The organism is Sphingobium sp. TB-6, assembly GCF_012927365.1.
Lineage (GTDB): Bacteria > Pseudomonadota > Alphaproteobacteria > Sphingomonadales > Sphingomonadaceae > Sphingobium.
Genome location: NZ_JABBGL010000005.1, coordinates 195,937 through 209,558 on the forward strand (window position 1 = coordinate 195,937; position 13,622 = coordinate 209,558).

9 protein-coding genes are annotated in these 13,622 nt (G+C 64.2%); 4 read left to right on the top strand and 5 right to left on the bottom strand.

Annotated features, from left to right (window positions below; all coding sequences use genetic code 11):
- Positions 1 to 135 precede the first annotated feature (135 nt).
- Positions 136 to 2,088, top strand: a complete 1,953-nt coding sequence (gene acs, locus HHL26_RS09335; RefSeq protein ID WP_066558707.1) for an acetate--CoA ligase — start codon at positions 136 to 138, stop codon at positions 2,086 to 2,088.
- Complete coding sequence (locus HHL26_RS09340; protein WP_066558705.1) at positions 2,085 to 2,705, top strand: response regulator transcription factor; 621 nt, start codon at positions 2,085 to 2,087, stop codon at positions 2,703 to 2,705. Before acs ends, HHL26_RS09340 begins: the two co-directional genes overlap by 4 nt.
- On the opposite strand, the gene HHL26_RS09345 is transcribed toward HHL26_RS09340, so the two are convergent.
- Positions 2,695 to 6,024: a PAS-domain containing protein gene (locus HHL26_RS09345; protein WP_066558701.1), complete on the bottom strand. Its 3,330-nt coding sequence runs from the start codon at positions 6,022 to 6,024 to the stop codon at positions 2,695 to 2,697. The two genes, HHL26_RS09340 and HHL26_RS09345, sit on opposite strands and share 11 nt — an antisense overlap.
- Before the next feature lie 115 nt (positions 6,025 to 6,139).
- On the opposite strand from HHL26_RS09345, the gene HHL26_RS09350 reads away from it, so the two are divergent.
- On the top strand, positions 6,140 to 6,760 hold the full coding sequence (locus HHL26_RS09350; RefSeq protein ID WP_066558698.1) for a glutathione S-transferase: 621 nt from the start codon (positions 6,140 to 6,142) through the stop codon (positions 6,758 to 6,760).
- A 34-nt stretch (positions 6,761 to 6,794) separates the two neighbouring features.
- Here HHL26_RS09350 and HHL26_RS09355 read toward each other — a convergent pair whose 3' ends face one another.
- The 3 genes from HHL26_RS09355 to HHL26_RS09365 form a co-directional block, all read right to left on the bottom strand.
- Complete coding sequence (locus HHL26_RS09355; protein WP_066561837.1) at positions 6,795 to 7,166, bottom strand: YciI family protein; 372 nt, start codon at positions 7,164 to 7,166, stop codon at positions 6,795 to 6,797.
- Between the two features lie 103 nt (positions 7,167 to 7,269).
- Positions 7,270 to 8,121 (bottom strand): hypothetical protein, encoded by an 852-nt coding sequence (locus HHL26_RS09360; protein WP_237229812.1) that lies wholly within the window; start codon positions 8,119 to 8,121, stop codon positions 7,270 to 7,272.
- The gene (locus HHL26_RS09365; RefSeq protein ID WP_145907340.1) at positions 8,121 to 9,227 is read right to left on the bottom strand and encodes an endonuclease/exonuclease/phosphatase family protein; all 1,107 of its coding nucleotides are present in this window, start codon (positions 9,225 to 9,227) and stop codon (positions 8,121 to 8,123) included. Before HHL26_RS09365 ends, HHL26_RS09360 begins: the two co-directional genes overlap by 1 nt.
- Before the next feature lie 458 nt (positions 9,228 to 9,685).
- Here HHL26_RS09365 and HHL26_RS09370 point away from each other — a divergent pair, with 458 nt between their 5' ends.
- Positions 9,686 to 12,223 carry a TonB-dependent receptor gene (locus HHL26_RS09370; protein WP_087573385.1) on the top strand — a complete coding sequence of 846 codons (2,538 nt, stop codon included), beginning with the start codon at positions 9,686 to 9,688 and terminating at the stop codon, positions 12,221 to 12,223.
- A gap of 51 nt (positions 12,224 to 12,274) precedes the next feature.
- Here HHL26_RS09370 and HHL26_RS09375 read toward each other — a convergent pair whose 3' ends face one another.
- Complete coding sequence (locus tag HHL26_RS09375; protein WP_066558696.1) at positions 12,275 to 13,621, bottom strand: HAMP domain-containing sensor histidine kinase; 1,347 nt, start codon at positions 13,619 to 13,621, stop codon at positions 12,275 to 12,277.
- Position 13,622: the final 1 nt, after the last annotated feature.

Here is a 13,622-nt window from a genome sequence, read left to right on the forward strand (position 1 = left end):
CGCGCATGCCACGGCAAGGCGACAGCCGAACCATGGTCGGGGATCTACGACCTTCGTCTAGGGTCCGATATGCGCCAGCGGCCTTTAGGATGCGGTCCACGGATCGGTAGCGATCGAGGAGAGGAGTGCGAGACTATGGACCAGGGCGTTTATCCCGTTCCGAAACAGTGGGCGAAAGAAGCGCTGGTCGACGCCGCGCAATATCAGGAAATGTATGCGCGCTCGATTGCGGAGCCGGAGCGTTTCTGGGCCGAAGAAGCCCGGCGTCTCGACTGGATGCGGCCATTCAGCCAGGTGAAGGCGACGAGCTTTTCGGCGGAGGATTTTGGGATAAGCTGGTTCGCGGATGGCACGCTGAACCTGTCGGCCAATTGCCTCGACCGCCATCTGGAGGAGCGCGGCGACGCCATAGCGATTCTCTGGGAGCCGGACGATCCGGCGGAGCCCGAGCGGCGCATCAGCTATCACGCACTGCACGAGGCCGTGTGCCGTTTCGCCAATCTGCTCAAGGCGCGGGGCGTGAAGCGGGGCGACCGCGTCACCCTCTATCTCCCCATGGTGCCGGAGGCGGCGGTCGCGATGCTGGCCTGCGCCCGCATCGGCGCTATCCACTCGATCGTCTTCGCCGGCTTCTCACCCGAAGCGCTCGCCGGTCGCATAGAGGACTGCGCGAGCCGCATCGTCGTCACCGCAGACGAGGGTCTGCGGGGCGGCAAGAAGGTTCCCTTGAAGGCGAATGTCGACGCCGCTCTCGCCCATTGCCCCGATGTCGAGACCGTCATCGTGCTCCGCCGCACGGGCGCCGGGGTGAACATGGTCGAAGGACGCGACATCGACTGGACCACGGCGGTCGAAAACCAGTCTGCCCAGTGCGAGTCGGAGGAAATGGGCGCCGAGGATCCGCTGTTCATCCTCTATACCTCAGGTTCGACCGGCAAGCCCAAGGGGGTGCTGCACACGACCGGCGGCTATGCCCTGTGGGCCGCGATGACCCACCAATATGTCTTCGACTATCGCCCCGGCCAGATCTATTGGTGCGCCGCCGATATCGGCTGGGTCACGGGGCACAGCTATGTCGTCTATGGGCCGCTGATGAACGGCGCGACGACCGTGATGTTCGAGGGTGTGCCCAACTTCCCCGATCCCTCCCGTTTCTGGCAGGTGGTCGACAAGTTCGGCGTGGAGATTTTCTACGGCGCGCCCACCGCCCTGCGCGCGCTGATGCGTGAGGGGGACGAATGGGTGCGCAAGACCAGCCGCAAGACATTGCGCCTGCTTGGCAGCGTCGGTGAACCGATCAATCCCGAGGCTTGGGAATGGTATCACCATATCGTGGGGGAGGGGCGTTGCCCCATCGTCGACACCTGGTGGCAGACCGAGACCGGCGGCGCGATGATCAGCCCGCTGCCCGGCGCCACGGCACTGAAGCCGGGTTCCGCGACATTGCCGATGTTTGGCGTGAAACCCGAGCTGGTCGATGGCGAGGGGCGGCTGATCGAGGGGCCGGGCGAAGGCTGTCTCGTCCTGGCGGATAGCTGGCCGGGCCAGATGCGTACCGTCTGGGGCGATCATGACCGCTTTTTCCAGACCTATTTCACGACCTTCGCCGGGCGCTATTTCACTGGCGACGGATGCCGGCGCGACGAGGATGGCTATTATTGGATCACTGGCCGCATCGATGACGTCATCAACGTTTCCGGCCATCGCATGGGCACGGCGGAAATCGAAAGCGCGCTCGTCGCGCATCCCAAGGTTGCCGAGGCCGCCGTCGTCGGCATGCCGCATGAGGTCAAGGGGCAGGGCATCTATGCTTATGTCACGACTAATGCCGACGTAGAGCCGGACGAAGCGCTGCGCGGCGAGCTGATCCGCTGGGTCCGCAGCGAGATCGGCCCGATCGCCTCGCCGGACGTGGTGCAGTTCGCGCCCGGCCTGCCCAAGACGCGCTCCGGCAAGATCATGCGGCGCATCCTGCGGAAGATTGCGGAAAACGATGTTTCGAACCTTGGCGACACGTCGACGCTTGCCGATCCCTCCGTGGTCGATAATCTGCTGGCCAACAGACCACGGTTGGAAGAGGCGCAATAGAGACGATTCTCATCGCGGACGACCACCCGCTCTTCCGTCAGGCGCTGATGGTGGCGGTGATGAAGGTCGCTCCGCAAGCCAGCATCATCGAGGCAGGCACGCTCGCCGCCGCCGTGCGGGCGGCGAGCGAGGCCACGTCCCTGCGCCTCATCCTGCTCGATCTGAAGATGCCGGGCGCGGTCGGCTATTCGGGCATCGCGCTGCTGCATGCCGAACAGCCCGGTGTGCCGATCCTCGTCGTTTCAAGCGCCGATGGGGCGAAGGCGGCGGAGGAAGCCCAGGCGCTGGGCGCGGTCGGCTTCCTCTCGAAGGACAGCGACCTGCCCACGATAGAGACAGCCATTGCGCGGGCCATGGGCGGCCATAGGCTTCCGCCCGCTCCGCCACGGCCCGAAGATGCGGTGCAGAAGGAGATCGCCTCCCTGACGCCGACGCAGTTGAAGGTTCTGCTGGAAGTGCTGCATGGCAAGCTCAACAAGCAGATCGCGCACGACCTCATGATGAGCGAGGCGACCGTGAAGGCGCATATGACGGCGATCATGCGCAAGCTCGATGTGAACAACCGCACCCAGGCGGCATTGGTTGCGCGTTCGCTGGGACTCGATCTCAACCACTGACGCGCGCGAGGAAGGCCGAAATGGCTTCCGGCGCTGCGGGTTTGGAGATGAAGGCGACATTGAGCATGGCGGCGCGTGCAGCAAGGCTCGCCTCATCTTCCGCCGTGACCAGCGCGGCGGGCAAGGCCGGTTGTCGACGCCGCAGCGCCGCGATCAGGGCGAGGCCGTCCTCGTCGCCGCCAAGCTGAAAGTCGACCAGCGCCGCGTCCGCTCTACGCGCGAGCTTTCGGGCGGTCTCGCCATCCCCGGCGGTCAGGGCACGGTGGCCTAGGCTGGCCAGCAGCGCCTCCGTCGCCGCCACGATCATCGGATCGTCATCGACCACAAGCACGGCAAGGTCTCGCGCCTCCGGGAGAGCGGCCTTGACTGCTGGGGCCGGTTCCGGCGCGGTCCGCCCTGTGCCTTCGGGCATGAGCAGGCTGAACCGGCTGCCTTTTCCCGGAACGGAATGCACCTCGATGCTGCCGCCGAGCAGCCGGACGATCCGGCGGGCGAGGGCCAGGCCAAGGCCCAATCCTTCGACGTCCAGCGCCCCCAGGCGGGTGAATTCCCCGAATATTGCCTCGATCTGGTCGGCGGCGATGCCGACTCCGGTGTCGACGATGTCGATGCGGATCATGTCGCCCCTGCGCCTGACGCCGAGCAATATCCCGCCATGCTGCGTGTAGCGCAGGGCGTTGGAGACGAAATTCTGCAACACGGAGCGGAGCAGGCCCGGATCTGTATCGAGATGACCGGCAAGCGGGCCGGTCAGCAGACGCAGCCCCTTTTCCTTCGCCATCGGCGCGAACCCTTCAGCGAGATTTGTGAGAAAGGGGGCGAGATCGATCGGCTCCGGACTCGGTTGCACGCCACCGGCATCGAGCTTGCTGATGTCGAGGAGCGCGCGCAGCAGACCCTCTGCCGCAACGATCGCGCCGTCGATGCGCTGGGCAAGCATATGCGGCGTTCCCTCGACCTCGCGTTGCAGGGCCGCGGCGAACAATCGCGCTGCGTGCAGCGGCTGGAGCAGGTCATGGCTCGCGGCGGCGAGGAAACGGGTCTTGTCCTTCGTCGCCTCGGCAAGCCGTGCATTGGTGTCGCTGAGTTCCCGGGTACGGTCCGCGACACGGGTCTCCAGCTCTCCCAAGGTCCGGCCAAGTTCGTCGCGAATGCGGGCGTCCTCGGTAATGTCGATGAAGCTCGTGACATAGCCGCCGCCCGGCATCGGGCCGCCGATGGTCTTGATGACGCGGCCGTCCTTGCGCCGCCTCTCGAAACTGTGCGGCAGACCCCGGCGCATATGGCGCAGACGTTTCTTGACGTGGAATTCGATATCCTCACCCCCGAAATCGCCCAGCCGGCCATTATAGCGGATAATTTCCGCGATCGGGGCGCCCACCCGCAGGAAGCCGGGAGGAAAGTCGAACAGGTCGAGATATTGGCTGTTCCAGGCGACCAGGTTCATGTCGGCATCGACGACGCTGATGCCGGCGTCGATATGCTCGAAGGTCGCGGCCAGCAGCTCGCGGGAGAAGCGCAGCGATTGCCCTCTTTCGCCAAGCAGCCGGGTGACGTCGGAGAGGCTCATCTGTCCCCCGGCCAGCGCTGAGGCGACCAGGGCGCGGGCCGATGAGGCGCCAACGACGCGCGCGATCAACTCGCGGGCGCGTTGCGCCGACCGCCTGTCGATGGGCGTGCCGCGTGCCGCTGCCGGAAATTCGCGGGCCGCCTCTTCGTCACCGACGAAGCTGGCGGTGAGCTGCGCGAGTTCGGCAAGATCGGTGATCGGGCGTTGGCTGCCGAGGCGGGGAAGGACGGGCGCCTTCACCTTGCGCGCCGCGACGAGGGCGAAGACGAGAAGGTTGGCGCCAAGGCTCCATGCGACGCCGTGCACCAGCGGGGAGGCGGCTCCGATGCCGAACAGGCGCAGCGGATCGAACGCGCTTCCCGCAAGCGCGGCCAGCCAGGCGGACGGCAGGATGGGCGGCAGGGCGAGGGTGTAGAACCAGATGACCAGCCCGACGGCGAGGCTCGCTCGCGCCGCGAGGGCGTCGCGGCCCGGCGCGTAGGTGGCAAGGATCAGGTGCGGGGTGAACTGCGCCATGGCGGCGAAGGCGACGAGACCGATCGAGGCGAGCGATTGTTCGGCCGAAACCAGCAGCGCCCAGGCGAGCGCCGCCGCGATGATGGCGACGATCGAAAAGCGCCGCACGAGCAGCATGCGCCGGCCGAGCGTCCCCGCACCAGCCTCCGCCCCGCTCTCGCGTGCCAGCAATGTGGGAAAGAGGAGGTCGTTCGAGACCATCGTCGCCAGTGCGGTCGAATCGACAACGACCATTGATGCGGCCGCCGCGATCCCGCCCAGCAGGGCGAGGGCAAGCACAATGCCCTGTCCGTTCATTTCGGGCAGTTGGAGCATGTAGAGATCGGGCTGGGCGCCGTGCAGCAGGCTTGCGCCAGCCAGCGCGATGGGCAGCACCATCAGAGCCATCGCGCCGAGATAGGCCGCGAGTCCCCAGCGGGCGCCCACCAGATCGCCCGGCTCGCGGGCCTCGACCAGCCCCATGTAGAATTGCCGCGGCAGGACGATGATCGCCATGACCGAGATGAGGAAGATGATTCCGACCTCGATCGACAGCCTCTCCGGCCGGAAATTGGCGGACAAGATGGCGACGCCCCGCGCCAGACCCGTGGCGTCCGCCTGGCCCAGCAGGAAGAGGGCCAGGATCGCCACGGTCGTCAGCGCGATGATCTTGAGCAGGGATTCGATGCCGATGGCATAGACGAGACCCTCGCTGCGCCCGGCCAGTTCGAACCGGCGGGCGCCGAAGAGCATGGCGAACAGGGAAAGCAGCCAGGCGGCGGTCAACATGGCCAGCGTGGCGACGGGACGGCCCGTCACGATCGAGATCGCACCGCCGATGGAGCGGAATTGCAGGGCGACATAGGGAACGGTTCCCAGCAATGCGATGACCGTGACGAGGCGGGCCACGACCACATCATGGCCAAAGCGGGCGGCGATGAAGTCGGAAACGGTCGTTGCCTGCTCCTCCGCGACCGCCTCAGCGAGCTTGCGCAGGAATCGCGGGGCGGCGATCAGCAGGCAGATGGGCGCGAGATAGATGGGCAGATAGTGCCAACCGTCGCGCACGGCGCTTCCGACCGCGCCATAGAAGGTCCAGCTCGAACAATAGACGCCCAGCGCCAGCGCATAGGCGCCGTGGCGCACATCGTAACGGCCGAAGGCAAGGCCGCCGCGCCTTTCCACGATGGTGGCGATCCCGAACAGCAGCAGGACGATCGCAAGCGCGAGAAGGGCCGCCGAAAGCAAACTCATAGCCGATGTCTATCTGTTCCTCTGCGCTGGAACAACGCGTGGGTTGCGGCGATCGCAATGGCTTGATCGAGCGGCGAATTGGGATAAGCGGCAGGGATTGATTGCTGGACGAGCTATGACCGCCATCCTCTACAGTTTCCGCCGCTGTCCCTATGCGATGCGGGCGCGCATGGCTTTGCTGGCAAGCGGCCAGCCCGTGGAACTGCGCGAAGTGGTGCTGCGTGACAAGCCCGCGCAGATGCTCGCTTTGTCACCCAAGGGCACGGTGCCGGTGTTGGCCTTGCCCGATGGGCGGGTATTGGATGAGAGTCTGGACATCATGCGCTGGGTGCTGGCGTGCAATGATCCCGAAGCCTGGCTGGCGGGCGACGATCCCGAATTGATCGCCGCCAATGACGGGCCGTTCAAACATCATCTGGACCGCTACAAATATGCTAGCCGCCATGGGGCGGACCCGTTGGTCCATCGCGCCGAGGCTGCTGCATGGCTCGACAAGCTGGAGGCGCGGCTGGAGCGGAACTATCAGCTATGCGGCGACAGGCGAACGATGGCGGATGTCACCCTGTTTCCCTTTGTGCGTCAATTTGCGGCGACCGATCCGGACTGGTTTTCGGCTCAGCCTTTTCCACGCTTGCAGGCGTGGCTGGCGGGGCATGTCGCGTCGGAGGTCTTCACCCGCGTCATGATCCGCGTTGCAGCCTGGCGGGAGGGCGATCAGCCGGTTTTCCTGCGTTGATTGGCCTTGTCGTTTGTCCCGGCGTCTCCACCCCCTATGTCGGCAAATCGGCCAGATCATATAGTGGCCGGATTTCGATCTCGCTCGGTCCCGGCATGGGATTGGGGCAGCGCTTCACCCAGGCGACCGCCTCGTCCATGTCCTTGACTTCCCACAGCCAGAAACCGGCGACCAGTTCGCGGACCTGCGCGAAAGGCCCGTCGATGACGGTGCGGCCGGCGCCGTCGAACGCGACGCGCTTGCCTTGGGAGGAGGGCGTGAGGCCGTCGGCGGTGAGCAGGACGCCGGCCTTGGCCAGTTCGTCATTGAATTGGCCCATCGCCTTCATCGCTTCCATCGCCTCGGGCGTGGGGGCGAAGCCCCGTTCGCTGTCTTCGGTGGCCTTTACGAGCACCATCACGCGCATCATCTGTCTCCTGCTTCCGGCAGCATCAGAGTGTAGGAGAAGTCCCGGATGATCAACAGGCTCGGAGCCGCAGATGCGCTTCTCCGGCATGCATCGATTGCGGCTATCGTTCCGCCGGGGCGGGAGCGATCTCGCTGGCCACGACCATGTTCTTCGCCCGGTCGATCGACCAGAGGCGGCGCGGCTGCACAGGATCCCAGTCGATCGCCTGTCCGGGCGTTGCGATGCCGATGGTGCGGCGCAGCTCCAGCGTGGAGCCCGCTTCCGGGAAGGCAAGTTCGTAAAGTTCCGGCCGGTCATGGCCGGTCACGTAAAGCCGACCGTCCGCACTCCAACTGGCGCCCGAGCAGCTATAGGGGGTGAAGCGGGCCAGCACTTCCGGCGGAAAGGTCCAGGCGGCCTCCTGCCGGAATCGGTCGTCCATGCGGACCAGCAAGGTATAGCGCGTGTCCCGGCCCGGCTCGCCGCCCTTGCCCGCATAATTGGCGAAGATCGCCCACCATTTGCCGTCATGCCGGTCCAGCGCCGTCAGCGATCCGGGGCCGAAACCCAGGCTGACCGTGCGGACATGGCGCAGCGTGGCGGTGTCGAAAAATTCGACCGCGCTGGTCTGCGGCACCGCCGGATAGTTGGACGCGGCGCAAACCAATTCGCGATCCACCACGGTGCAACTGTTCATATGCGGGAAAAGCCGCCGTTCCCCCTGCCATTGGGCGACGCGCTCGCCGGTGGCGATGCGATATTTGCCGATCCGGTCATTGTCGATGGCATAGATGAACCTGCCGTCGGACGCCGCGCCCTGATTGGCTTCGGGGGCGGTCATGCGGAATGTCACCGGGGACGGAGCGGGCGACGGGGCGTCGGATGGCTGCGCGCCTGCCATGCCGCCGATGGCGGGGATCATGACTGCCGCCAGCAGTGCGGCGGACAAGCGTCCCAGGGGGCTGCGGTACATCAATGCATGTCTCCCAGGCGGGTGGGCAAGGGATCGCGATTGGCGAAGTGGACTGGTTCATGCAAGCGGCGGACCGGCGTACGGTAGCGGATGACATAGCCGAAATGATCTGACAGCGGTTCGCCTCCGGCTTCGGTGCCGAAGGGTACCCGCGCCTGAAGGACAGTCAAGGGCATGTCCTGTCCGTCGCGGGCGAAGATCCAGTCCTTGCCATGTTCGACCGCGTGGAGCAGGTCGAGGCGCGCGCCTTTGTCTGCGGTCGTCTGGGCCAGGGCTTGGCGGGCGCCGTCGAGAGCGGGCGCGACAAAGCGCAGGCCGGACCGGGCGAATCCCGTGAAAAAGGCGGTCCGGCGCTGCATGTCGCTGCCGATATTCATGTCGCCGCCCAGGATCAGCGCCTGTCCTTTGGGCACATGGCGGGCCACGAATCGGGCCATCAGATCGACCTGCCGCCCAAAGGCCTGCTGCGTTCGCTCGACGGGCACCATAGCCGCCTTGCGTGCATTCAGATGCGCATTGACGATGCTGATGGGGCCGGTGCCCGGCACATGGAGATGGGCGATCAGCACCCCTTTGTTCGCCATGCAGTCCAACCCGGCGCAGGCGAAGTCCGGAAAGGCCATCCGATCGATCCCCGTGATCGGATAGTCGGACAGGATCATGAGCCCGCTGCTCAACGATTTCCCCATGCGCTCGCCCCGGTCCCAGCGCGCTGACTGGAGATAGGCGATGTCGGCTGCGTCCGTTGGGGCGTTCGTTCGAAGTCCGCTATCGGGGCCGAAGGCGATGTTCCTATAACCGGCCTGTTCGGCAAGCGTCTGAGCTTCCGACGAGAAAGCTTCCTGCAACAGCACGACATGGGGTTGTTGGCCCGCCTGGCGCATGGCCGCCAGTCTTCCGCCGATCCGGCTCAGCGCTTCGTCGCGGCCCAGGGCCAGCGGCCAGGGCAATCCCTTGATGTTGTAGGTCATGACGGACAGCGCATGGCTGTCCGTCGCCGCCGTAGCTGGCGCCATCAGTGCAAGATGCGGATCTTCCCTGCCTGATCCTGACGTGGCAAGCATCGCCAGCCCGACGAAGAGCAACGGCTGAAATGCCTTGAGCATGATGATGACCCCCCGCTTTGGGGGCGCAACTAGCAGGTCATTGAGTCAGAGCAGTGGCGGTAGCGCTGCAATGGGATGAAATTTAAAAGTCGACCTTTTCACCGAAATGCAATCTGTCTGTCATGATTTCGTTTCGGAATGGGTATATTCCGGTTCGGTCCATGTCTCTCATTTTTATTTATCGTTGAAAATAATTTTGGATAATTCATACAATATAATGAAATATAGTTTGATTTATTGAGAAATAATTATTGATAATAATCGATAAATTCACAATTCAATTTTTGATTAAACTGAAATATTATTTGATAATTTCTATAATAATATGAATTATGAAACGAAAATTACAGGACATGTAGAGTTATTGTTACAATCAATGTAACAAAAATGTTGTGATCGAGACCTAATGGCGGCCCCGCAAAACATCCACTCGATGGATTTGAAAAGGGGTTACACGCATGATTCGTCCTTCCGCCTCCTTGCTGCGCGCGTCGCTTTGCGGCCTGCTGCTGGCGTCGGTTTCCGCGCCTGCGCTGGCCAGCGCCGCGACCGATGAGCAGCAGCCCGTCGATGCCGCCGCCGCCGTCGACGACGCCGGTCTCGGCACGATCGTCGTCACCGCCACCAAGCGCGAAACCAATTTGCAGGAAACGCCGATCTCCATGGCGGTGATGAGCACCGAGGCGCTCAAGGACCGCCATGTGTCCAGCCTCTACGATCTCGCCGACGGCGCCGTCCCGTCGCTGCGCATCGCGACCTTCGAAGCGCGCCAGTCGGCCCTGACCATCGGCATTCGCGGCATCGTGCCGCTCGACGCCAACCAGCCCGCCCGCGAACAGGGCGTCGGCATCTATGTCGACGGCGTCTATATGGGCCGCCAGCACGGCCTGAACGCCGCGCTGTTCGACGTCGAGCGCGTGGAAGTGCTGAAGGGACCGCAGGGCACGCTGTTCGGCCGCAACACCGAAGGCGGCGCGCTCAGCATCGTCAGCAAAGCTCCCACTGGTGAGTTCGGCGGCCGCGTTGAAGCGGGTACGGGCAATTATGGCGGCCGGACCGCCGATGCCCACATCGATTTGCCCAAGATCGCAGGCTTCTCCGTCAAGCTGGACGGCGTGATCCAGCATCAGGACGCCACCACCCGCAACCCGATGGCGGGCCAGGCCGGCTGGAACTATTACAACCGCAAGGGTCTGCGCGCTGCCGTGCGCTGGCAGCCGACCAGCACCATCACCAACGACTTCTCCTATGATGTCGCCAAGGATGAGAACACGCCCTTCTACAGCCAACTGCTGAACTACAATCCCAATGGTTGCCAGGGCACCACTGCAACTAGCGCCAGCACGCTGCAGTCGGCTGTCCCCGCCTGCTATCTGCCGGGCACCAACTACACCGACCTTACCGGCACGGTAAAACCGCGCCTGCCCGGCCTCGTCACCAATGGCGACACCCGCATGGGCGTGGCCGACATCGGCGTGCCGCAGCAGGTCAGCGTCGACAAGACGCACGGCTTCACCAACTTGCTGAAGTGGGAAGTCTCGCCTGAGATCGAACTGCGCTCGATCACCGCATGGCGCGGTGTTGATGCGACCCAGTGGGACAATAGCGGCGGTGGCCACCGTCCGCCGGTGGTGGCCAACCAGGCTGCGTGCACCCTGGCCCAGCCCTGCGCCTTCAGCCGTTACAGTCTTGCCGACCTGCGTCAGCGCCAGTTCAGCCAGGAACTCCAGGCCGTCGGCACGGTCGGTTCGATCGACTATGTCGCGGGCTTGTTCTACTTCAATGAACATGTCAGCGACGATGCCGCAACGCCCAGCTCAATGGGCCTGGCTCTGGTTGGCGGCACGCCGACCTATGTCCGCATCCCGTTCTGCACCACGTCCACGCCAGCCTTTGTCGGCTCGGCGGTCAATGGCTGCTCGATCGACCGCGCTTCGGAAGTCTGGTCGAAGAGCTATGCCGCCTATGGCCAGCTCACCTGGAACGCCACGGATGCTCTGCACATCACCGTGGGCGGCCGCTACACGCGTGACGAGAAGAAGGGCGTCCTGCACTATTCGCGCAACGTGAACTATGACCTCACCCCGCCCGCTGCCAGTGTCGGCTACAAGCCGCTGGACGCGACGTGGAACCGCTTCAACCCGATGGCGACCGTCGCCTATGACTTCAACAAGGATCTGCACGTCTACGCCAAATATGCGACCGGTTATCGCGCAGGCGGCGCCAGCTCGCGCACGTCCAACTATCAGGCCTTCAATCCTGAAGATGTGAAGTCCTATGAAGTCGGCCTGAAGTCGGACTTCTGGAACAACCGCGCCCGCTTCAACCTGGCCGGTTACATCATGGACCGCAAGAACAGCCAGGTGGATATCAGCTCGATCCAGTTCGTGGGGACGAGCAGCTTCAACAACCTCGTCACCATCAATGCGCCGGGCATCACCAAGATCCGCGGTATCGAGGCCGACCTGACGGTGGAACCGATCGATGGGCTGACGCTCAACGCCTCCTATGCCTATACCTATACGAAGATCCCGCCGGTGCTGATCACCGCCACGGATTCGGCGAACCGTTCGACCAGCGTTTACCAGAACTTCTACATCGTCTTCACGCCGCGCAACGCCGCTAGCGGGTCGATCGACTATGCTCTGCCGATTGGCGGCGGCGACACGAAGCTGAAGTTCCACTTCGACGGCAACTATTCGCAGGCCACCCAGGCCTTCGACCAGTTCGCCACGAAGAATGACAGCTCGCTGATCTTCAATGGCCGCATCTCGCTGGCCGACATCGGGACGGGTAATGGCCGCAACCTGACGCTCAGCATCTGGGGTCGCAACCTGTTCAACGAGCAATATGTGTTCCGCCGCGATCCGTCGAACAGCCTGCCGGGCGCGCCCACGGGTAACGTGACACAGGGCAGCGTCAACAACGTCCTGGGCGACTATGGCAATTTCAATGCGCCGCGCACCTATGGCGTGGAAGCGTCCGTGAAGTTCTGATTTCCGAAGAAAGAAAAAGGGGGCCGTGGCTTACGCTGCGGCCCCCTTTTTTCATGCGTGGTGGAAGCGTAGCGTCACCCGCAGTCCTGGCAGCGCATCGCTGAGTTCCAGCGTGCCGCCATGCAGCCGCGTTATGGAAGCGATCAAAGGCAGGCCGAAGCCATGACCCTTGCCCTCCATCGCCCCATTGCCCTCGACGGTCAGACGACCGAAGTGATCCAGCGCGCGTGCCCTGTCCTCCGCCGCGATGCCGGGGCCGTTGTCGGACACGATCAGGGACGTAACCTCCGTTCCCTCTTGCAAGGTGATTGTCATGTCCGTGCCCGCAGGGGTATGCCGCAGGATATTCTCGATCAGGTTGACGATCATCTGCGTCAACAATGGCCGGTCGCCATTCAGCACCGCCGGTTCCAGCGTCAGCGTGGCCATGCGGTGGCCGCTTTCCTCGATCACCGGCTCCAGCGCTTCGATCGTCTCCTCGACCAGCGCGCGCAGGTCCACGGGGGCGAAGTTCGCCCGCCGCGCCCCGCTGTCCACCTCCGCGATGCGCAGCAATGCCGCGAACAGCGCCAGCAGCCGATCGGCCTCCGCCTGCGCCTTTTCTATGCCGGGACGCACACGCTCCGCCCCCGGATCGGCCGCGATCAGGCTGAGCTGATTACGCAGCCGCGCCAATGGCGTGCGCAATTCATGCGCGACGCCGTTGGTGACGTTGCGCACCTCCTCCATCAACTCATTGATGCGGTCCAGCATCCGGTTGAAGGCGGCGGCCTGTCTGTCGAAGGCGGTGCCCGATCCGTCGACCGGCACCCGCTGCGACAGGTCGCCGTCGAATATCGCCTCCACCGTGCGGCGCATGTCGACGATACGCCGCCGCACGATCAGCGTGAAAGTGGTCGCGGCCGTCAGGGCGATGGCGATGATCGATCCGAAGCCGATCAGGTAGATGCGCGCCCGCGCCGCATTATAATGGTCGAACGGCTCGGTTTCCGCGATCACCGCCAGGCGCAGGCCGTTGCCCAGATCCCGCACCAGCACCTGGCCGTGGCTGAGACCCTTGATCCTGTCCGCAACGTCGACCCGCGACACGCCAAGCGGCAATGGCCGGGTCACCCGGACATTGCCCGCGATCTGCCGCCCATTTTCGGACAGGATGAAGCCCAGATCGCCCGTGTCCCGGTCCCGCGACGCGGTCATGATCCGCAGGCCGATGCGCCGCGCCCGATAGGCCTCACCCTCCGGCGCGATCACATTGCTGGCGCTTTCGATGCGCTGGCCGACCAGATGGTCGATCGTCCGGAAGGTCGCGAAATAGATGCCGAAGGCGGTCGCCAGCGTCGCGCAGAGAAAAACCGCAAGGAAGGCGAGCGTCAGCGCCCGCAGCGATCGCAACTGCAAA